General features: G+C 46.3%; 18 protein-coding genes and 1 riboswitch. Of the genes, 11 read left to right on the forward strand and 7 right to left on the reverse strand.

The features are described from left to right. The first annotated feature begins 55 nt into the window (after positions 1 to 55). Positions 56 to 610 carry a nitroreductase family protein gene (locus tag KNO86_RS12685; RefSeq protein WP_251127014.1) on the forward strand — a complete coding sequence of 185 codons (555 nt, stop codon included), beginning with the start codon at positions 56 to 58 and terminating at the stop codon, positions 608 to 610. Positions 611 to 708: 98 nt separating this feature from the next. Here the strand turns inward: KNO86_RS12685 and KNO86_RS12690 are convergent, their stop codons facing one another. Both KNO86_RS12690 and KNO86_RS12695 read right to left on the reverse strand, forming a co-directional pair. Next, positions 709 to 894, reverse strand: coding sequence for a hypothetical protein (locus tag KNO86_RS12690; RefSeq protein ID WP_214696806.1), 186 nt, complete (start codon positions 892 to 894; stop codon positions 709 to 711). A gap of 109 nt (positions 895 to 1,003) precedes the next feature. Beyond that, entirely contained in the window at positions 1,004 to 1,540 is a 537-nt protein-coding gene (locus tag KNO86_RS12695) for a gamma carbonic anhydrase family protein (RefSeq protein ID WP_214696808.1), read from the reverse strand. A gap of 119 nt (positions 1,541 to 1,659) precedes the next feature. On the opposite strand from KNO86_RS12695, the gene ade reads away from it, so the two are divergent. From ade to KNO86_RS12710, 3 genes are all read left to right on the forward strand, one after another. Beyond that, positions 1,660 to 3,369, forward strand: coding sequence for an adenine deaminase (gene ade, locus KNO86_RS12700; protein ID WP_214696810.1), 1,710 nt, complete (start codon positions 1,660 to 1,662; stop codon positions 3,367 to 3,369). Positions 3,370 to 3,487: 118 nt separating this feature from the next. After that, positions 3,488 to 3,772 carry a hypothetical protein gene (locus KNO86_RS12705; RefSeq protein WP_015880753.1) on the forward strand — a complete coding sequence of 95 codons (285 nt, stop codon included), beginning with the start codon at positions 3,488 to 3,490 and terminating at the stop codon, positions 3,770 to 3,772. A gap of 57 nt (positions 3,773 to 3,829) precedes the next feature. Further along, positions 3,830 to 4,004: riboswitch (Lysine riboswitch) on the forward strand. Positions 4,005 to 4,116: 112 nt separating this feature from the next. After that, positions 4,117 to 5,709, forward strand: a complete 1,593-nt coding sequence (locus KNO86_RS12710) for a Na+/H+ antiporter NhaC family protein (RefSeq protein WP_214696812.1) — start codon at positions 4,117 to 4,119, stop codon at positions 5,707 to 5,709. Between the two features lie 366 nt (positions 5,710 to 6,075). Here the strand turns inward: KNO86_RS12710 and KNO86_RS12715 are convergent, their stop codons facing one another. Then, a complete protein-coding gene (locus KNO86_RS12715; protein WP_214696814.1) occupies positions 6,076 to 7,701 on the reverse strand; it encodes a peptide ABC transporter substrate-binding protein in 1,626 nt (541 codons plus the stop codon). A gap of 223 nt (positions 7,702 to 7,924) precedes the next feature. Here KNO86_RS12715 and KNO86_RS12720 point away from each other — a divergent pair, with 223 nt between their 5' ends. Then, complete coding sequence (locus KNO86_RS12720; protein ID WP_214696816.1) at positions 7,925 to 9,328, forward strand: basic amino acid/polyamine antiporter; 1,404 nt, start codon at positions 7,925 to 7,927, stop codon at positions 9,326 to 9,328. An 18-nt stretch (positions 9,329 to 9,346) separates the two neighbouring features. On the opposite strand, the gene KNO86_RS12725 is transcribed toward KNO86_RS12720, so the two are convergent. Continuing rightward, the gene (locus KNO86_RS12725) at positions 9,347 to 11,401 is read right to left on the reverse strand and encodes an EAL domain-containing protein (protein WP_214696817.1); all 2,055 of its coding nucleotides are present in this window, start codon (positions 11,399 to 11,401) and stop codon (positions 9,347 to 9,349) included. A 155-nt stretch (positions 11,402 to 11,556) separates the two neighbouring features. Between KNO86_RS12725 and KNO86_RS12730 the strand changes: the two genes are divergently transcribed. The 3 genes from KNO86_RS12730 (at position 11,557) to KNO86_RS12740 (ending at position 13,572) form a co-directional block, all read left to right on the forward strand. Further along, on the forward strand, positions 11,557 to 12,759 hold the full coding sequence (locus KNO86_RS12730) for an ornithine--oxo-acid transaminase (RefSeq protein ID WP_074032995.1): 1,203 nt from the start codon (positions 11,557 to 11,559) through the stop codon (positions 12,757 to 12,759). A gap of 82 nt (positions 12,760 to 12,841) precedes the next feature. Then, positions 12,842 to 13,234, forward strand: coding sequence for a fluoride efflux transporter CrcB (gene crcB / locus KNO86_RS12735; protein ID WP_214696819.1), 393 nt, complete (start codon positions 12,842 to 12,844; stop codon positions 13,232 to 13,234). Then, positions 13,231 to 13,572: a fluoride efflux transporter FluC gene (locus KNO86_RS12740; protein WP_214696821.1), complete on the forward strand. Its 342-nt coding sequence runs from the start codon at positions 13,231 to 13,233 to the stop codon at positions 13,570 to 13,572. Before crcB ends, KNO86_RS12740 begins: the two co-directional genes overlap by 4 nt. A gap of 35 nt (positions 13,573 to 13,607) precedes the next feature. On the opposite strand, the gene yhfH is transcribed toward KNO86_RS12740, so the two are convergent. Then, positions 13,608 to 13,766 (reverse strand): protein YhfH, encoded by a 159-nt coding sequence (gene yhfH / locus KNO86_RS12745; RefSeq protein WP_214696823.1) that lies wholly within the window; start codon positions 13,764 to 13,766, stop codon positions 13,608 to 13,610. A gap of 150 nt (positions 13,767 to 13,916) precedes the next feature. Between yhfH and KNO86_RS12750 the strand changes: the two genes are divergently transcribed. Both KNO86_RS12750 and KNO86_RS12755 read left to right on the forward strand, forming a co-directional pair. Next, complete coding sequence (locus KNO86_RS12750; protein WP_214696825.1) at positions 13,917 to 14,279, forward strand: ArsR/SmtB family transcription factor; 363 nt, start codon at positions 13,917 to 13,919, stop codon at positions 14,277 to 14,279. 108 nt (positions 14,280 to 14,387) lie between these two features. Continuing rightward, the gene (locus tag KNO86_RS12755; RefSeq protein WP_214696827.1) at positions 14,388 to 16,433 is read left to right on the forward strand and encodes a heavy metal translocating P-type ATPase; all 2,046 of its coding nucleotides are present in this window, start codon (positions 14,388 to 14,390) and stop codon (positions 16,431 to 16,433) included. A 41-nt stretch (positions 16,434 to 16,474) separates the two neighbouring features. Here KNO86_RS12755 and KNO86_RS12760 read toward each other — a convergent pair whose 3' ends face one another. Continuing rightward, entirely contained in the window at positions 16,475 to 17,098 is a 624-nt protein-coding gene (locus tag KNO86_RS12760; protein ID WP_214696829.1) for a hypothetical protein, read from the reverse strand. 151 nt (positions 17,099 to 17,249) lie between these two features. Here KNO86_RS12760 and KNO86_RS12765 point away from each other — a divergent pair, with 151 nt between their 5' ends. Then, positions 17,250 to 19,319: an alpha-amylase family protein gene (locus KNO86_RS12765; RefSeq protein ID WP_214696831.1), complete on the forward strand. Its 2,070-nt coding sequence runs from the start codon at positions 17,250 to 17,252 to the stop codon at positions 19,317 to 19,319. Positions 19,320 to 19,350: 31 nt separating this feature from the next. On the opposite strand, the gene KNO86_RS12770 is transcribed toward KNO86_RS12765, so the two are convergent. Beyond that, a complete protein-coding gene (locus KNO86_RS12770; RefSeq protein WP_214696832.1) occupies positions 19,351 to 21,957 on the reverse strand; it encodes a putative bifunctional diguanylate cyclase/phosphodiesterase in 2,607 nt (868 codons plus the stop codon). Positions 21,958 to 21,965 lie beyond the last annotated feature (8 nt).

The following is a 21,965-nucleotide window of genomic DNA, read 5'->3' on the forward strand; positions in this document are numbered from 1 at the left end:
ATGAGAACGTTTTTCAATTATGATAGAGAAGAGAAAAAAAGGGGAAGTGATGGTCATGACAAAGACAGCAGCACAACAGTTAATTGAAGACAGACGTACGGTTCGGATTTTCAAGGAAGAGCCGATTGATACGAAGGTGCTCTATGAGGTGTTGCAATCGGCACACCACGCACCGTTTCATAATAAAGTCGAGCCATGGAACGTGTATGTGTTCAATGGGGATGGGAAACAAGTACTACTCGATGCGCTCGAGCCCGCCTTCTCGGAGGCATCAGAAGGACAGCGTGAAAAAGTGACAGGACGCATCTTGAATGCAGCGACGTGTATGTATGTGACGGCAAAGCGATTTGAGACGGAAAAAGGGAATCGTGATGCGTTGCTCGCGACGGCGACATTTATTCAAAATGTTCAACTCTTGTTCAGTGAACGTGAAATCGGAATGGTCTGGCGTACGGGTGGACTATTTGACGATGCGCGTTTGAAAGAAATGATTGGAGCGGAAGGCGAGACGTTTATCGGTCTTCTGCAAATCGGGAAATATGACACAGCAGATATTCCTGCACCGAAAGCACGACAGCCAATTGATGCACACCTGACCATTTTTGAATAAAAAAGCGAGCGAAGGATTCTTCCTTCGCTCGCTGTCTATATAAATCCGTTATCGTTTTAATTTAGTTGCGAGCCAATCTTGAATCACAGGTGTTGGAATCATCCAGCCGTTCCTCCATTTTTAGAATCTTCTTCTCTACTATTATCCAAATGCATACGTTCCCAAACCTCACGATGTGCACCATGGAGCGTGTCATCGAAAGAATCATCGATATGAAGGCCATAACTTGGGTTGATCGATGAGGCGTACAAATCTAACATGAGTTGATCGTGGTTCGGATACATAGAGTGGGCTCCTTTCAATACGTCAGCTTGGCTACATCTTTAGTATACAAAGGAACTGTTTAGAAAATTCGAGAGAAACGTTAACATTTTATGAATCTTGTAAACGCTTTCACAAACTATGCGTTTCGCTTATGGGTACGCACGACTGTTGGTACTGCTCAGCACGTTTCGCATACTTCTTAACCGTTCTCTCCATGATGAAGCGGTCTTCGTCGTTCAGAGGACGGACGACTTTTGCTGGTACGCCCATCACCATCACCCCTTCAGGGACTTGCATATTCGGTGTCACAAGCGCACCCGCAGCCACGAATGACCCTTTCCCGATTTTTGCACCATCGAGCACGGTAGCGTGCATCCCGATCAAGCAATCCTCTTCAATCTCGCACCCGTGAATCATCGCCATATGACCAATCGAGACACGGTCATGGATAATGGTCGGTGAACCCTCATATTGATGGATCATCGAACCATCCTGAATATTGACATAAGAACCGATTCGAATCGGACCCTCGTCTCCACGGATGACGGTGTTGAACCATACTCCTGAGTGTGCCCCGATTGTCACATCGCCAATGACATGTGATCCTGGTGCAAGATAAGTCGTCGAATCGACGTGTGGTGTCAGTTCTCCTAGTTTGTATTGCATCGTTGTAACCCCTTTCAGATCGATATGCTATCATTGTCGCACAACTTGAAAAAGAAATTGCAACGAAAAGAATATTCTTGGTAAGATAGTTAAAATACGTTGAATAAGGAGATCAAAAGATGGAGAAACAACATTTGATTGACATCGCCGCAAAGAAAAAGAAAGCGGCCGTCGTCTTTAAAGACGTCGCTGTGATTGACGTGTACAGTCGTGAGACGATTCGTACGGACGTCGCCATCGATGCCGGGTATATCGTGGCAATTGGGGAAGGATACGATGGAGAGGTCGAATATCATGACCCGACTTGGACGCTTGCCCCGTCCTTTATCGATTCGCACGTCCATATCGAGTCGTCGATGGTCCCACCTCATGAGTTTGCGAAAGCGGTCTTGCCACTCGGGGTCACGACGGTTATTGCGGACCCGCATGAGATTGCGAACGTGAACGGGGCGCTTGGGATTGAATATATGTTAGCGGATGCAAAAGGGCTACCGCTTGACGTCCGCATGATGTTACCGAGCTGTGTGCCGGCGACACCATTCGAACATGCAGGTGCAAAGTTGTACGCAGAGGACTTGGCACCGTTTTTAGGAGACCCTGGTGTACATGGATTAGGTGAAGTCATGGACTATCCATCGGTTGAAGCAGGAAGCGAGGATATGCTTCAAAAGATTGCGCAGACGGAACAAGTGGGCAAAGTCGTGGATGGCCATGCTTCAGGTCTCAACCCCAATCAATTGAATGTATATCGTTCAGCAGGAATCATGACGGACCACGAATGTACGACGGCCGAAGAGGCGATTGAACGGGTACGACGTGGATTCTACGTTCAAATTCGGGAAGGTTCCGTTGCACGAAATGTAGAGAAGGTCAGTTTGGCCGTGACAGAAAGCAATGCCCATCGTTTCCTTTTCTGTACAGACGATAAACATTTGGATGACTTGGTCGCAGAAGGTGGAATTGACTACAACATTCGTACAGCGATCAAGCAAGGCGTCAAGCTAGAGACGGCCTATGCGATGGCGAGCTTACATGCGGCAGAAGCCTACGGGTTAAAAGAAATCGGGGCCATCGCACCTGGGAAGAAAGCAAACTTCGTTATCTTGTCAGACGTCGAATCGGTAAAAATCGAGCAAGTGTACGTCAATGGTACGCTCGTCGCCGAAGCAGGGAATGCGACATTTAACGCTGAGGGGATTGAAGTGCCAAAACCGATGAAAGGTGAACTAGCATTACCTGAATTGACTGCTGACTCGTTCCGACTTGCCCCGAGCGAGGAAGAAGTGGATGTCATTCAAGTGCTTCCGAACAGCTTGTTGACAAAACGACAACGTCTCACGTTCCAACCAGATGCGTCAGGGGCAGATTTATCACAGGATATCGCCACGCTCGCCGTCATCGAACGTCATTATGGGACAGGTCACATGGCGCTAGCTCCCGTCACAGGATTCGGATTAAAACGAGGTGCACTTGCAGCTACTGTTGCCCATGACAGCCACAATTTGGTCATCGCTGGAGTCAGCCCGGAAGATATGTTACTCGCAGCGAGAACACTCGAAAAAGTAGGCGGAGGGGTCGTTGCCGTATCGGAAGGGGAAGTGCTCGCCGTGCTCCCGCTTGAAATCGGTGGTCTCATGACAAAACGTCCTTACCGTGAAGTCGCAGATATTCTCGAACAGTTAAATGATGCGCTCGACGTTGTCGGTGCACACCGTCACTTTAATCCATACTTGACGATGTCATTCCTTGCCTTACCGGTTATTCCAGATTTGAAATTGACCGACATGGGATTGTTCGACGTGACCACTTTCTCATTCATCAACGATTGACTCGGTCTAACGTATGATTTTTGTTAAGAACGGTCGATAACGATTGAATGACTGACAGGAAGTTGGTATAGTTACGACAAGTTTCATCGGGTCAAATTTGAAAGGGGGGATATTACAGATGGAACAAGTTGCTTACAATCGGTCGTATGATGAACATGAGGAATTGATCAATTCTGTATATCGTGCTTTCAAGGACCGATGCGAAGAACTGCCAGAAGAAACACAGACGAAACGCCGTTTACGGCGACTCATCTTTTCTACGATTAAAGAACAGACGAAGTCTCACGCTGACCGATTCGTGTTATACCACTTCTTCAACGATTTCTTTAAAGCAGTAGAGACGAATGACCAAGAAGCGCTTGCTGTTTTGAAGAGAATCATTCGTGATGAAAAAAACTATTGATATGTGACGTCAACTTGTGATAATTTAGACGTAACTTTAAATGAATATTCGTGCTATCGATGAGGTAGAGGTGCGATGCTGATGAGTAAGTAGTCGGAGGATGACAACGATGAGGACTACAAAAAGGCAGGATCGCCGAAGTGCAACACCATGTCCGTGGGGTTGTGCTGGGCTGACGGGAAATACCCGTCGGACTGCCATACATATTTACGTATGGAGCGCTCCAAGTCGGCTAAGAAAGACGGAACATCCAGCGAGGGTGTCGGCTTTGTTGCCGATGCCCTCGCTTTGCGTTTTTTTAAGCATAGGGGGGCCTCATCCTAATAAAAAAGGAGGAATTCAGCATGGTAGATTATTCAACTTCGGTACTTTCACTTGTACCGGCATTACTCGCAATTATTATGGCAATCACAACAAGAAAGGTCATCCCATCACTCGGTGTCGGGATTATCGCAGGGGTGCTTCTCTTGCATAGTTTCAATCCGCTCGATTCGATTCAATACTTGTGGTCGAACATCATTGCCCTATTCTGGTCGGATGGAGCCATTAACGAATGGAACGTATTGTTGATTGCGTTCTTGCTCCTTCTCGGAATTTTATCGTCAATCATTCAAACGTCAGGTGGCGCACGCGCATTCGGTGAATGGGCTGCTGCAAACGTCAAGACGGCACGCGGAGCGCGTCTCGTATCGTTTGGTCTTGGTATTTTGATCTTTATCGATGACTACTTTAACAGTTTGGCGGTCGGGAACATCAGTCGTCCACTCACAGACCGTAAAAACATCTCACGCGCGAAACTTGCGTACACGATTGACTCAACAGCAGCACCTGTCTGTGTCATCAGCCCGCTTTCAAGTTGGGGTGCGTACATCATCGCCATCATCGCTGGAATTTTGACAAAATATTCGATTGATAGCTACTCATCATTCTCTGCGTTCATTCAAATCATTCCGATGAACTTCTATGCCGTCTTCGCACTCTTGTTGACAGCGTATGTGGCCTTTACTGGACTTGCCATCGGACCGATGCGTACGCATGAACTTCGTGCCCTTCAAGGTGAATTGTATGATTCAGCAAAAGGAAAGCCAATGGGAATGAGCGAAGATTTGCATGAACACGAAGGTGGGAAAGTTCGCGACTTGATCGTTCCGATCATCACACTTATCATTGCGACTGTTTCGGCAATGCTCTATACAGGTGGACAAGCACTTGCAGCAGATGGTCAGAACTTCTCATTGATCGGGGCGTTCGAATCGACAGACGTGACACGTTCGCTCGTCGCAGGTGTCGTCATCAGTTTGATTGTCGCACTCCTTCTTCTTGTCGGCCGTAAAATCCCGGCGCGTGACTATGGAAAAGCGGCATGGGAAGGCGTCCGTGCGATGTGGCCAGCCGTCCTCATCCTCTTGTTTGCTTGGACAATCATTGCAGTTATCAGTGACATGAAGACAGGGGAATACTTGGCGAGCTTCGTCACGGATACAATTGCTGCTTCGTACTTGCCACTTCTTCTCTTCTTGATTGCCGGAATTATGGCATTCTCGACAGGGACGAGCTGGGGAACGTTTGGTTTGATGCTTCCGATCGGGGCGGACTTGATCATGGCAGTCGAACCAGAGCTTCTTCTCGCATCACTCGCTGCTGTATTGGCAGGTGCGGTGTTCGGTGACCACTGTTCACCAATTTCGGATACAACGATTCTCAGTTCAACAGGAGCTGGCTCACACCATATCGATCACGTGTTGACGCAATTACCATATGCGATCCTTGCAGCAATCGTATCAGCGATTGGATACTTGGTACTCGGAATCACAGCATCGATTTGGATCGGGTTCTTTGCGGCATTGATCTCGTTTGTGGTACTAGTGGGAATCGCGCAAGTGATTTCAAAACGTGGGAAAGTACCTGCTGACATTCGCGCACAGCGTGAAGCTTAATAGATGAAAAAGACTTCCATCACATCGATGGAAGTCTTTTTTTTGTGTGTTTTTGCTGAATCAACTAGACGATCGAACAGTCTACCGAGAATGAACCAGAAGGAGGCTGTCACCATGTACAGTGCTGACTGTGGCAGTGAGGTCGAATGGATGATATGTGAGGAAAACCAAGCTGTCTCGAGTAACCCAAATGGAGGTGAAGTCAAAACAATAAGAAGTTCCGGTCATCAAATCCAAAAAATATTGAGGATGCAGATTGCGGTAGCCAATAGGGTGAGCCATAGCGTCCAACTCTTCATAAGTAAAAATCCCTTTCACCACAGAAAAACATCCTTGATCCGTATAGGTATCAAGGATGTTATCTCATTATTTGACGTCAAGCCACTTGAAGCTCGCATCGGCACCGAACGGGTGACGGTACATGTTTTCGATGTTTGAACGCTCTAAGTATGCTTCACCTTTTTGGTAAATCGGAGCGATTGCGAAATCTTCTTCAAGAAGGATACGTTCAGCTTCTTGCATCGTTTCCCAACGCTTCATCTGATCGGCTTCTTTCTTCGCTGATTGGATCAATTGATCATACTCGTCGTTTGAGTACTCCATACGGTTGAATGGTCCGTCTGTGACCCACATATCGAGGTATGTCATTGGATCCTGGTAGTCAGGGCCCCATCCAGCAGCAGAAACGTCATACTCACCTTTTCCTTCGAGGTCAAGGAAGTTTTTGAACGGTTGTTGTTTGATGTTAAGCGTTAAACCAGGCAAGTTTTTCTCGAGTTCACCTTTGATGAATTCGTTGACTTTCTTGAACGCTTCTTCATCACGTGAGAGGAACTCGAGCTCGATTGTTTCGACTCCTAGCTCTTCAAGACCTTTCTCCCAAGCGGCTTTCGCTTCATCAACATTGTAGCTGAGGAGGTCTGGATGCTTCTCACGGAAATCAGCGCCGTTTTCTGTGAATGTGAAATCTTTCGCCACGATGAAGTTCGCTGGTTGTGAACCGTCCGTCAAGATGACATCCGTTACACTTTGTTTATCAAATCCTTTGGCGAGTGCCTCACGAATGTTAACGTTTTGAAGCGCCTCGTTCTTTTGGTTGAAACGAAGGAAGTTGATCCGTGCATCGGCACGCGTCTTGAATTCGTCGCTGTCTTCAAATTGTGGAACGAATTCAGATGAGAGAAGCGTGTAGTCCGCTTCGCCTGACTCGAACAAGTTGACACCCGTCGATACGTCTTTTACGACTTTGACGTTGATCGTATCCATCTTCACGTTTTCAGCATCCCAATACTCTGGGTTTTTCTTATAGACCCATCCTGCATTGTCTTGCCATTCGCTCAACACATAAGGACCGTTATAGAGCGTCTTGTCGACAGAAGTCGCGAATTCTTCGCCCTGTTCTTCGACGTACTCTTGTTTTTGCGGCATGTATGTTGGGAAACCAGTTAATCCTAAGAAATATGGTGCGGGTGCTTCCAACTGAACTTCAAGTGTCTTCTCGTCGATTGCTTTCGCACCGAGATCGTCAAGAGACGCTTCGCCTGCAAGGATTTTGTTTGCATTTTTTAAGTCTTGAAGGATATACGCATATTCGGCACCTGTTTCTGGATTGAGTGCGCGTTTCCAAGAGTAGACAAAGTCTTCAGCTGTAATCGGTGAGCCATCTGACCAGTTCGCGTCACGTAGTTTAAACGTGTATGTAAGACCATCCTCTGATACTTCGACATCTTCGGCGATCCCTGGTGTCGGTTGGTTGTTCTCGTCTAGACGATATAACCCTTCGAACACGTTGTTCGTCACGATAATCGATGTCGAGTCCGTCGTAAGTGTTGGATCGAGCTGTGGCAAATCTGTCGCCGATACCATCGTAATTTCTTTTTTAGCATCGCTTGAAGATGAATCCTCCGAACTCGATGAGTCGTCTCCTGTACTACAAGCTGCTGTCGCTAATAAAGCGACCCCCGATAAAGCTAGCCATTTTTTGTTACGCATCATACAACCTCCCGAAAATTCTGATAATTTAGAATATGTTGTAATTAAACTACATCTAGGATGAATATGCAATGGAATTTTTCAAATTATTCGAAAATATAAACTTATTTAGAATATCTATCCCTCAATCCTTTTAGGAAGTAGAATAGAAAAATCGACGAATGATTATACAGTATCTTTGTATAGTTATTCGATAAGATTATAGATTGGTGGAGGCGTTAATTTGAAACAACATTCAGCCGGAATCGGCTTTTTCGGTCTCGCGGCCATGGTCGTCGGGACAATGATTGGTGGAGGTGCCTTTAATCTCCCAGGTGCTATGGCACAAGGGGCAGGTGTAGGACCTGTTTTAATCGGATGGGGGATTACAGGGATTGGGATGATCATGCTCGCCTTTGTCTTTCAGTTTTTAGCGGACACGCGTCCTGAGTTAGAAGGTGGCATTTACGCCTATGCACGGGAAGGGTTCGGCAAATTTGTCGGATTCAACAGCGGCTGGGGTTACTGGATGTCAGCATGGATTGGGACAGTGGCAAACATCACCTTGATTTTTAGCACGTTGGCATACTTTTTCCCTGTATTCTCGGCAGAACATCGATTGTTCCGTTTGTTCGTCAGTGCAATTTTGGTTTGGGGATTATTTTGGCTCATTTCCCGTGGAATGCGGGAGGCGGCACTGTTGAACATCGTCACGACGATTGCGAAGCTCGTTCCGATTTTCTTGTTCATCGTGCTCATTCTCTTTGCGTTTCAGATTAACACGTTCCGGGTCGACTTTTGGGGCGAGTCTGGATTTGTTTGGGCAAATGTTTTCCCTCAAGTGAAGTCTACGATGCTCGTGACATTATGGGCGTTCGTCGGTATTGAAGGGGCAGTCGTCTTATCCTCGCGCGCGCGTCAAAAAAAAGATGTGGGACGAGCGACAGTGATTGGATTGATCGGCACATTGTTAATTTATATGATGATTTCGATTTTCTCGTTCGGTGTCATGACGCAAGAACAGCTCGCGGCGTTACCAGAACCGTCGATGGCCTATGTGTTAGAGGCGGTCGTTGGACCGTTCGGGGCGACATTGATTAATATCGGGTTGCTCGTCTCATTGACAGGCGCATTGCTCGGATGGACGATTTTAGCGACCGAAATTTCGTACGTCGCTAGTCGAGACGGTGTCTTCCCGAAAGTGTTCAATCGATTGAACGCAAACGATACGCCAGTGAACGCATTATTGATCACACAAGTGTTTACGCAAGTCGTCACAGCTGTTGCATTATTCTCGGAGCAGACGTACCTTGTCTTGTCGAGTATCGCCGGGATCGCAGCGCTCGTTCCATATCTTTTCTCGGCACTTTATGGATGGATGGAAGCGAAGCGGACGGCATCGTTACGGATGATGGTCATCTCTGCCATCGCCTCGATATACGCCACATGGCTACTGTATGCATCAGGAATCGAATACGTCCTGATTGCGATGATTCTTTACGCACCTGGTATTTTTGTCTTCCTGTTGGCAGAGCGAGAACAGGGACGCCCGTTCTTAACACGCACGCAGTCGATTATCGCTGTCATTATTTTGTTATGTGCCACGTATGGCGTATATGGTCTTTGGACATCATCGATTGCATTATAAGAAAACTCACCAAACGCTTCATGCGTTCGGTGAGTTTTTTGATGACCGGAGTAATTGTTCGATTGCCTCTGGAGAAGCAGGTCTTGCATACAGGTAACCTTGGAATGAATCACACGCGGTAGACTTTAAATGCTGAAGCATCTCTTCGTCTTCGACCCCTTCGGCAACGACGTGAAGGTTTAAACTCTTCCCGAGATGGACGATGACGTCTAGCAAGTGAGATTTAGATGTCATCCAATCGTCGAGAAATACTTTATCAATCTTAAGTTCGTCGACTGGGAATGACTTTAAATACTGCAAGGACGAGAAGCCCGTTCCAAAATCGTCAATCGACAGACGGTAATTCAGTCGCTTGATTTGCTCCATGCGCTCAATGATTTCATCGGTTTGTTGCATGACTAAGCTTTCCGTAATTTCTAAAATGACATCTGATGTGTCGAGTTGGAGTTGTTGCTTGATGTTTCGAAGCGTATTCAAGAAACTGTCGCTCCGGAACTGGTTTGGTGAAATGTTAATCGCCATCGAGAGTGGTTGTTCAAATTCAGTTTTCCATGTCTTTAACTGTTTCGTCGCCTCTAAAATGACCCAGTTGTTGATCGGGACGATAAGCGCCATCTCTTCTGCGAGTGGAATGAACTCGGAAGGCGGGATTTGTCCCAATTCTTCGTGATGCCAGCGAAGGAGCGCTTCAAAACCGATGAGACGGTCTGTCGCCAACTCATACTTCGGCTGATACTCGAGATAAAAATGTTTTTCTTCTAACGCACGGTATAAGGCTTTCTCGATATGAATTTGTCTTGAGAATGCGGCATCCATATCTTTTGTCACGAATTGAATCGTGCCAACTCCAATCTGTTTTCCTTTGAAGAGGGCACTTTCGGCGCGCGTATACAGTTCCTCGAGCGAACTCGCAGAAGATGGATAAAACACACAGCCGACTGAAATCGATACCATGATTGAGTGATGGTAGATTCGGAATGGGCGTTGCAATTCGTGTTGCAGATGACGGAGTGATTGGAACACTTCTTCTTTAGATTCTTCAAAATACATGACACCGAATAGTCCGCCCGTCGGATGGAACAATAAAGCAGATTCCGGGATGAGGTGGATTGCGCGCTCCTTGATTTGGACGAGGAGCTCATTCCCGACGCGAGATCCGAACGATTCGTTTATGATTTTGAAGCGATCGATATCGAATAAAGCGATGTGGAGAAGTCCTTCTCGCTCATCGATTTGTTGAAGGATTGAATCGTATTGACGTAAGAATCCTTTTTTATTGTAGAGTCCTGTTAATTCGTTTTGATAAGCAAGGAATCGAACTTCTTTTTCGAGACGTTTCTTTTCTGAAACATCGAATCCAAACGCCGTATACTGAATCACATCATTTTTTTCACTAACAATCGGCACGACGGTCAAATTAAGCCAACAAGGCTCATCATCGTGCTCTTTGCAAGAAATCGGCATTTCTCCGTTCCAGATGCGATTCGTCGCCAAGGACTTTAAGACATCACGTGAAACCCTGCTCTGGTCACTTTCGTCATGAATGAGTTCGAACCAATCTCGTCCGATTAGTTGCTGCTCCGTTGCATCGAGTAAACGACATAAGGATGGATTGATATCGACGATTTCCCCTTTTGCGTTCGTTGCCAAGTAATGGGTCGATTGCTTGATCATTTCTTGAAAATGATGAAGTAAATTGAATTGTTCTGTGCTAATGAGAGGTCCGAATCCTTTTGGCAGGAAGGCGAGAAAGTAGCCGTATATCCCTTCGAGCGAAAAAGATTGCAAGTATGCGGTCGCATAAATGACGGAGCCATCTTTATGTTGAAAAGGCGTCATCGCCGTCGTCGAAAATGGATATTGAAGGAGGAGCGGTGTCCATGTCTCCAAAGCATGTCCTAACTGCCGAACGACAGGAAGTGGTTGATGGAGGACTTCTTCACGTTCCCACCCGAACAATACTTCGGCATGTGTATTCCATAACAGAACCGTACCATCTTGAGAAATATAACAACACGGTACAGACAAAGCATCGATGAATTGATCTACCGATAAATCACGCAATGAAGCCACATCATTTCCTCCAATCTGTCATGCTCAATGCATATTCTAATGTCAGTGTACCTGATTTTGCCAATTCAAGAAATGGTTAAGTACGTCATTGTCAAAAGAAAGGCGGACATCATATACTGTAAGGGTAAGATAGTTTTGAATAAGGGGGAAGCAATATGTCAAAAACACATGATGTGATTGAGCTGACAGAAAAATTCGGGGCACACAACTATCATCCACTACCGATTGTTATTTCGGAGGCGAAAGGGATTTGGGTAACCGATCCTGAGGGGAATCGCTACATGGATATGTTAAGTGCATACTCTGCAGTCAACCAGGGACACTGCCATCCGAAAATCATTCAAGCGCTCAAAGATCAGGCAGATAAGATTACGTTGACGTCACGTGCCTTCTACAACGATCAACTCGGACGCTTTTACGACAAAGTGGTAACGCTTACAAAAAAACAAATGGTGTTGCCGATGAACACGGGCGCAGAAGCCGTAGAGACAGCGGTAAAAACAGCCCGTCGTTGGGCGTATGAAGTAAAAGGGATTCCAGGTCAGGCCGAAATTATCGTCTGCACCGGAAACTTCCATGGACGTACGATGGCTGCTGTGTCGATGTCGACTGAAGCAGAGTACCAACGTGGGTTCGGACCATTATTACCAGGATTCAAAGTCGTACCATATGGCGATATCGATGCGTTTGAAGCGGCAATCACAGAGAATACAGCAGCGTTCATCGTGGAACCGATTCAAGGTGAGGCAGGAATCATCATTCCACCAGAAGGTTACTTGAAACGTGCATCTGAACTCTGTCAACAACACAACGTCCTATTCGTGGCTGATGAGATTCAGTCTGGGCTTGGTCGTTCAGGAAAATGGTTTGCCATCGAGTGGGAAGATGTCACACCGGATATGTACATTCTCGGAAAAGCGCTTGGAGGCGGTGTCTTCCCAATTTCATGCGTTGCCGCGGATCAAGAAATTCTTTCTGTGTTTAATCCAGGATCACACGGCTCGACATTTGGTGGAAACCCGCTCGCTTCTGCGGTCTCAGTCGCAGCGCTCGAAGTGTTGGAAGAAGAGAAACTTGTCGAGCGTTCGTTAGAGTTAGGGACGTATTTCATGGAACGTTTGAAATCAATCGATAATCCGATGATTCGCGACGTCCGTGGACGCGGATTATTCATCGGCATCGAATTGACCGAAGCGGCTCGTCCATATTGTGAGGCACTTAAAGAACGTGGACTTCTCTGCAAGGAAACGCATGAGACAGTCATTCGATTGGCTCCACCTCTCGTCATCACGAAAGAAGAACTCGATCAAGCGTTTGAAGCAATCGAAGCAGTTCTTGCTCCGGCAGCTATTTCGTAAACAGCGACAGCTTGGTATAATAGCCTCAGTTGAATGGACACCTGCATGTTGCAGGTGTCTTTTTCGTGGAGGAGGGCATGAGATGCTGTACGTATACGTTGGGTTAGCAGGTGCAGTTGGAGCGTTGGCACGGTACGGACTTGGATTACTAGTCGCTTCTTTCGGAACGAGCCCGTTTCCAGTCGCGACACTGTTCATCAATTTAATTGGAAGCTTTCTGTTAGGATGGCTGACGCATCGATTCCTTCAAAGGGGAAAACCTTCTCCTCAAATCGTCACGATTATCGGAACCGGAATGATCGGGTCGTTTACCACGTTTTCCACGTTTAGTGTAGAAACGATTCAATTAGCTGAAAATGATCATATACTTCTCGCTGTTACATATGTATTCCTCAGCATCACACTCGGTTTATGGAGTTCCTGGTTTGGTTATCACATTGGAATAAAAACGTCGACAAGAGGTGAAGTGAAATGACGCTTCTTTGGGTTACAGCTGGCGCTTTCATCGGTGCGATTCTCCGCTTCGCAATCGGTCAGACCATGAAAAAATGGTCTGATTCAACTTTTCCGTGGGCGACGTTGTTCGTCAATATAACAGGGTCGTTTGGTCTCGGGTACTTGTACGCGCATACCGATCACCAATCGCTCATTCTCTTTTTAGGTATCGGATTTTTTGGTTCGTTTACGACGTTCTCGACCTTAAAACTTGAATTGATGCGGTTTGCGACAAAAGACTGGATTCGATTCGGTCTCTATTTGCTTGCGACCTATCTGTTCGGACTAATCGCGGCTTACATCGGTTGGTCGATGTAATAACACAACACCCCTTCAATCGAAGGGGTGTTGTGTTATTCTGCGTGTTGAAGCTTTTCTGTGCATGAAGCACAAGTCGTTTCGTATGACTCGCACTGTTCGTCCATATGTTTTCCACATTCCTGACATGTCTTATCCGGTAATTTTTGATAAAACTCGACAGATGATTCGAGTCGGCTCGCCCATTCATTCATATGAAAATGCCTCCTTCGGTAAATTGTCTGACAGTTTTGGTTGTTGTCATGATTGTATTATAACAGCAGTCTATAAGTCAACTATAATATATAACAGATATGTTGCCGAATTTTTGCTACACTATATACATAAAAAACGAGGTGAAAAATATGAAAGTGCCCCAATGTGAGACGATTGGGATTCAATCAGAAGATGTACCGACGCTACAAACCGCCTTGGCAAAATTGGATGCCCCACGTGTCAGTCGATTGTTTAAAGCGTTCGCTGACCCGACTCGTTTGAAAGTACTGTATGTCCTGACGCTCGAACATGAACTTTGCGTTTGTGATGTTGCCGCCATCATCGGTCATTCGAATGCGACCGCATCCCATCACTTACGGACGTTACTCGAACAAGGGCTGGTGAAATATCGCAAAGAGGGGAAAGTCGTGTATTATTCATTAGACGACGAACATGTCAGACAACTTGTTGAAATTGCGCTGGCCCATAGCGAAGAACAGAAAGATGTTTGAATTCAATGACCGGATCCTTTTAAGGTTCGGTCATTTTTTCTATTGTCATGAATTTCATTTCGCGTTACGATATATTCAAATGAACGTTTGAATGTTAGGGGGAGTGGAATGAAAAATCGAGACGTGTTACCTGTGTATGGAATCACCTGCACGAACTGTGCGGCAAAAATTGAGCGAGATGTCACGAAACGCGAAGAAGTGGCATCTTGCCAAATTGATTTCGCAACGAGCCGAATGGTGATTGAATGGATTGATGTTTCTGAACGCAAAGCAATGCTCGAGTCAATCGAGCAGACAATGAAACGAATCGAACCGGGTGCGAAGTTTATCAAAACAGAGGAAGATCAAACCGAACAACGAGATACGGTCCTTTGGCGATTCCTTGCGGCTGCCCTCATATTTTCGATTGCCCTTTGGATGGATTCCATTCCAGGTTACATCGTAGCGTATGGGCTGGCTGGATATGATGTCGTATATGGTGCCGTCCGAAATGTATGGCACAGGGAATGGTTTGACGAAAAATTCTTAATGACCATCGCGACCATCGGAGCATTCGCGATTGCCGAATATCCGGAAGCCGTAGCGGTCATGTTGTTTTATCAACTTGGAGAATACGTGCAAGGGCGTGCGGTGCGCGCTTCGCGGAAGTCGATACAATCTTTGTTAAATATGAGACCAACGCTCGCTCGTGTACTAATTGGTGAGGAAGAAGTCGAGCGATTGCCAGAAGATGTAGTAAGCGGTTCACACCTAATTGTCCGTGCCGGAGAACTCGTTCCAATGGATGGGGTTGTATTCAGTGGTGCGAGTTCACTCGATACAGCTTCATTGACAGGTGAGGCGGTTCCTCGTCAAGTGAGAGCAGGTGAAGAGGTGTTGGCGGGGATGATCAATTTGGAAGGACGACTCGTCATCCGGACGACGAAGCTCGCCGCCGAATCGAGCCTTCAAAAGATGATTGCCCTCGTAGAAGAGGCGAACGGGAAAAAGGCGAAGACAGAACAGATGATTACCCGATTGGCGAAAGTCTATACACCTTTCGTTGTCGTTATGGCGACACTCGTCGCATTTGTCCCACCGCTATTTGTGGGAGACTTGTCAGAGTGGGTCTACCGTGCGCTCATTTTCCTCGTCATCAGTTGTCCGTGTGCGCTCGTCATTTCGATTCCATTAGGTTATTTCGGTGGGATTGGAGCGGGCTCTAAACAAGGTGTTCTTGTAAAAGGTGGAGAATATTTAGACACGTTAACAGAAGTGGACACTGTCGTCTTTGATAAGACAGGAACATTAACAACAGGACGGTTTGAAGTGACGAACGTTGTAACAACAGAAGGGGTGCACGCTGAAGAATTGTTGCACCTTGCCGCTCGCGTCGAACAAGCATCGAATCATCCGCTCGCGCGAGCCATCGTCAATCGAGTCGGAGACGTTCAGCCGTTCGAATCGATTCAAGAAGAGCCCGGATATGGTCTCCATGCCCATGATGGCGATGATCATATTTACGTGGGTAGCGCCCGATATATGAGGTATTTAGGTCAAACGATTGAGGATACATCGATTGGGACAAGTGTTCACGTGATGAAAAACAATCGTTGGCTAGGACGAATCGAATTAATGGATACGGTGAAGCCGGATGCGTATCCTGCAATCCAAGCGTTGAAGGATGCCGGATACCGGACGGTGATGTTATCGGGAGACCGATGCGAAGTCGCTACAACAATCGGCGAACGACTCGGACTAGATGAGGTACGAGGCGAATTGCTTCCGCACGAAAAAGTAGAAGCGATTGAACAGATGACCTCCTCCCAAAAAGTTGCATTTGTCGGAGATGGAATGAACGATGCGGCAGCGTTAGCACGAGCCGATGTCGGGCTTGTTATGGGGGGAGTCGGAAGTGAGACAGCGGTCACGGCAGCGGATGTTGTCTTGATGCATGACGACCCGAACGATGTGGTCCGAGCCATCGAGATCGGGAAGCAGACAAAACGTGTCGTCTGGCAAAATATCTTCTTAGCGTTCGGGACGAAAGCGCTTGTGTTGATTTTAGGATTATTCGGAATTGCTACGATGTGGGAAGCTGTCTTCGCGGACGTCGGTGTGGCACTGCTTGCCATCGCGAATGCGACGAGATTATTACGAATGACATCATCATGACAAAAGGAGTGTTTCAGCATCAGTCTGAAACACTCCTTTCTCTATTCGATTGTTTCATGTTCAGGTTTAATGCGCACCAGTAAAAAGGTAAGGATGACGATGATCGCAATCAATAAGAACGTGATGGTGAACAGTACTTGAGTTAAGAATGAGACTTGATTTTCTGCAGCGATCAACTCTTTCTGGATATCTTTATACTGCATCTGCTTGAGCGACCGTAAGTCCTCTAGGATGGTCTGACGTTGCTGTGTCATCGTCTCGGCTACTGCAGTGGCTTTCGTCAGGTCGCCTTCTTCATAGATGACGAGTACACGATCGGCTTCTTTTTCCCATATGGCATCTCGCTCGAGTAAATCGAGGACGGAACTCGGTGTGTCCGGGTCATCGATGACGGACTGTTTCAATGCCCTGGCTTGTCGAGACATGCTATAGTACATTTCTAAAAAGTGTCGGTCTTCGTAGGCGAGTAAACCACGGATGGCGTTTGCTCGCTCGACGTTATAATACATGATATCTTCAATCGCCTCGTAAGAGCCGAGTTGTTCATCTTGTATGATTTCGAGCCGCTCATTCGTCTCTCTCAATTGAAAAATAAAAATACCGATGATCGAGATGGATAGCACGGATAGGCTGATCCATAGTAAAATCCACTTTCGTTGTGACATCGTGACCCTCCTTTCTACTCCATCGTACATGATTTTGGAAAAGTCGACAGAAAATATTTTTTTGAAAAAGGAAAAAACGGGTAAATGTATAATCAATTAGTGTAAGAACTTTATACAACAGAAGACCATTAGAAGCTTAAGGAGAGTCAATATGTCAGAGAATTCATCGTTACACAAGTTGTACCAGGTGTTACAAGATCAGCGAACGAATCTTACTTATGAGATTCCGAGTCTGTGGAATCGTATGCATTTTCCTTCTGAACCGATTCGTGACGGGGTCGAGCGTGTAAATCCGTATGATTTTTTAGTAGAAACAATAGAGAAAGCGATTCTTCCATATGCGGTAGAAAATCGAGAATATCAGACGTCCATCGCGAGTGCAGATGGTCATTTACAGACGGGTGGCGATTGGATTAAGCGTGCCTCTGTCTATTCGATGCAAGTTCGTACATCGACTTCTTGGGATCACGATGGATCGGGTTATGTGGAGATGCAGAACTCACTAGGAATGAAAGACACGGGCACATTTGTGAAAACGCTTGCGCTCATTCCACATCTCCTTTATATGGGGATTGATACATTATTCCTGTTACCGATTTCTCAGCATAGTCATAAAAATAAGAAAGGTGAATTTGGCTCTCCTTATGCCGTTCAAGATTTCTTTGCCATTGATGAAGAGTTAAAGGAAACATTGACTGGCGATGCGATGACTGTCGAAGAAGAGTTTTCAGCATTTGTGGAAGCTTGTCACATGGTAGGGATTCGTGTCGTCATCGACGTCATTCCTCGGACATGTGCGCGAGACAATCGACTCATCCTTGAAAATCCGGAGTGGTTCTACTGGATTCCGCTAGCCGAAGTCGATTATTATCATCCACCATCTGTGCCAGGGATTGGAGAGAATGTAAAACCAGAATTTGCTTTCTTACCAATGGTGTACAACTCAGAAGATGTCTGGCAACACTTGAGACGGTTCTCGATGGCTCCGAACTTACTTGATGCTGAAAAATGGGAGCGAGTACGCGCTTTTTTGATCGATCATCCAGAAGAGAACGTCCTCGCGACGATTGAAAGAGAGTTCGGATTGACGACAGCGCCTGCCTTTTCAGACTGTATCAACGATCCGCAACCGCCTTGGTCGGATGTGACTTACTTTCGTCTCTTCTTAGACCATCCGCTTGCGGCGGCTCCTTATGTGAACGATGCGAATATCGCTCCTTATATTCTGTTTGATTCAATCAAGTCCAATCAATTCCGGGGAAATGTGATCAACGAGCCACTTTGGGAAATGCTCGCCGATATCATTCCACACTATCAACGCGAATATGGCATTGATGGCGCACGCATCGACATGGGACATGCACTCCCTGTCGATTTGGCACAGCGCATTTTAGCAAAACCACGCTCACTCGACTCAAACTTTAGCTTTATCGCGGAAGAATTGATTGAAGCAGGAGCATGGGCGGCGAAAGATGCCGGTTATAACATGATCATCGGATATGGTTTTTATAAAGAACCTCGATTCGACACGCATGAAACCCATCAATTCTTATACGACTCACGCTTTTTACCACTTCCAGTATTCGCAGCAGGGGAAACGGCGGATACACGTCGACTGGCGACGCGAGAAGGGGGACGACAAGCAAGTCGATTGTTGACAGTCCTGAACGGTTTTATGCCGAATGGCGTCCCGATGACAAACTCTGGACTTGAATTATATGAAACGCAGCCGATGAATACCGGACTCGATTGCCGTCCTGAAGAAGCGTATCAACTCTTCCCGACTGACCCGTATTTCGGAAAACTCGCGTTCTTTGATGCGTATCAGTTCCATTGGGATCATCCGGAGCGAGATGAGATGATTGAAGTGATGCATCAAGTGGCAGAGATTCGTCGCCGTTGGCTTGATGTACTCGTTGATCCGAACCATTTTGAACCACTTATTTTAGACGAGCCATTTGCACCGTTTATCGGGTTCGCGTGGTTACGTCCGGAGACGAACGATACGTTGATCGTTGTAGCGAACACAAATATGTGGGAGTCGTTACGAGGCGTGGTTTCCCTTGATGGTGTACGTCGCCGAAATTGGAACGCTAGTCGCTTTGCAGAGATGGTCTACTCACCGACTTCGTGGCCATATGCGGAACATGCGTTTGATGAACAATGGAATCTCCATGTCGATTTAAAACCTGGTGAAGTCAAAGTGTATGAGATGAAATGAAAAAACGCCTTGAACCGATACATCGTTCGGTTCAGGGCGTTGCGTGTTTCATGTAATAAATGACGAACTCATCAAGTGGCATCGGCTTTGCATAGCGATAGCCTTGCATGGAGTCACATCCGATTTTACGAAGGAACGTCTCTTGATATTCAGTTTCTACACCTTCGGCGACGAGCGCCATACCAAGTTGTCGTGCCATGGCGACGATGGTCGTTGTGACCATCTGATATTCACGGTTCTCTTCAAGTTGCATCGTGAATTCACGAGGGATTTTCAATTCATCGATTGGGTAACGAACGAGATAGGCAAGCGAACTATAACCTGTCCCAAAATCGTCAATCGAAAGTTTGATACCGAGCGACTTTAATTCTAAAATCCGATTCAAGACGCGATCGGAATGATGTGCGGCGACCGTTTCGGTCAATTCAAAATTGAGTCGGGATGGATCAATTGGGAATCGCTCGAACAACGTATTCAAGTAATCAATTAAATGCTCATCGAACAATTGCCGAACGGACAAGTTGACCGAAAGCTTCGGTAAATGAATATCCCCTTGTTCGAATACGTGAATCAGTTGGAACGTCTCATGAATCATCCAGCGACCTAAATCGTGGATATGACCGGTTTCTTCAGCAATCGGAATGAATTGACTCGGGGGAATGAACGTCCCGTTATGTTGCCAACGCATGAGCGCCTCCGCTCCAATCACTGCCTTCGTAGACGCATCGACTTGAGGTTGGAGGAAAAGTGAAATCTCTCCTTTTTCAAGTGCGGTATCAAGTCCTTCCATCAATACTTTCCGTTCTTCCTTGTCTTCCCGTAATTCTGGTTCGAACATGACGGTCTCGTCACGACCTTTGTCTTTTGCACGATACATGGCGAGATCGGCGTTCGAGAGCAGGTGTTTCAATTTCTTACCATGCTCTGGGAAGCGGACGATTCCAATCGAGGCATGCACTTCGACGAGTGTTCCAGCCATATAATAAGGTGGGCGATAGACGAGACGCCGTAAGCGTTCTGTCAACATTTCATCATCACCGTGCTCGGCGACGACAATAAATTCATCACCACCGAGACGTCCGGCATATTCGTTTGGAAGGAGTGCGGTCCGCAGTCGTTTTCCGATATGCTGCAGAAGCTCGTCTCCCATATGATGGCCAAACTGGTCGTTAATTTCTTTGAAGCCGTCTAAGTCAGAGAACATGAGCGTGAACGTGCGACCTTCTTCGATCAAACGTTCAATTTGCTCTTGTAGCGCGTAACGGTTGTGAAGCCCTGTCAGACTGTCGAATTTGGCTTGGTATAAAATTTGTTCTTGCTGCTCGATCATTTGCGTGATGTCTTTCGCGATAGCGTAAATACCTTCGACTTCCCCGTCGATGATCATGGGAACATTGACGAGTTGCCAAACACGTGTCTCGCCTTCTTCGGTCATAATCCGTACATCAATCGTTCTCGGTCGACCGTTTGATAACTCTTGAAGAATAATCGTATACGGAGCACGGTCTTTCGATTCGATGATGTCGAGGATGTTTGACCCAAGTAACTTGTCCGTCGTCAATCCAAGAATCGAACTTCCTGCCTCATTGACCGACAACACTTCGCCGTGCAAATCGAATAAGAAAATTGGTTCTGAATGATAGGCGAAAAGCGAGCGGTATTGCTGTTCACGAATCTCGAGTTCATGCGCCTTTGTCGACACGGCCACTTCTAAATCTGTATTGACGGAATGAAGACGATGGCTGATGAGCGCGTTCTGTTTTGAGACGACGAACTGGCGAATGAGCAAGAGAAGCACGGCATTCGCAATCATTGAATCGGTTACAGACGTACCGAGAAGGCGGTCTGAAGCGAGTAAAAATAGCATGACGACGATACTGTACAGAATGTAATCCAAAATGGAATCGTAAGCAAGAGCGTCTTCCGATATATCCTCGACCCAATAACTGATAGAAATCATAAGAATGCTACTGACTTGAACGAGATGAACTAGTTCATGTGTGATGCCTGAAAACACAAAGAGCGTGTTCGCGATTGAGGCGACCGTGAAGCTTAAAATTCCGACGAGTACAAGGATCCGGAATTGCTGTCCAGCCGAGACGACGCGATTTAAATACAAGAAGGATAGCATCATGTACAGGCTGATCAGGAGCATCTGCTCTTCAAAGCCACTCAACTGAGATACGAGTGACACGTCTTGTGTGGAATAAAACCATATATGTAGTGCACCAATCACAAAGAAACTAAATAAGGCGAACAAGTCAAACGTACGTAATTTCAACGTGCGAATCTCAATGGATTGAGTAATGACAATCAGAGCCATGATTAAGTAAAAGAAATTTTGTAAAAACAAGAGGTATTGAGTATTCGCACCTGTCGAATTATAGTGCATTAGTAAATAAAGTGCGAAGCACACATTTCCCGCAGTAATCAAAACATGAATAAATCTTCTCATCCCTCTATGTTTAAAAATTGCTACTCCACTAAATAAGATGGCTGCTCCTGAAATGACGAGATAATAGATGAGCAACGTGCTGTTTCGCAGATCATGAGGGGTCAAAAATAACAATAAAAGTCCGGTCAAAAACGTTCCGATGAGAATCGCCGGAACGTATTGGCGCAACGAGTGAACTGACAACTCATGCA

Source organism: Exiguobacterium sp. s160 (assembly GCF_018617575.1).
GTDB classification, from domain to species: domain Bacteria; phylum Bacillota; class Bacilli; order Exiguobacteriales; family Exiguobacteriaceae; genus Exiguobacterium; species Exiguobacterium aestuarii_A.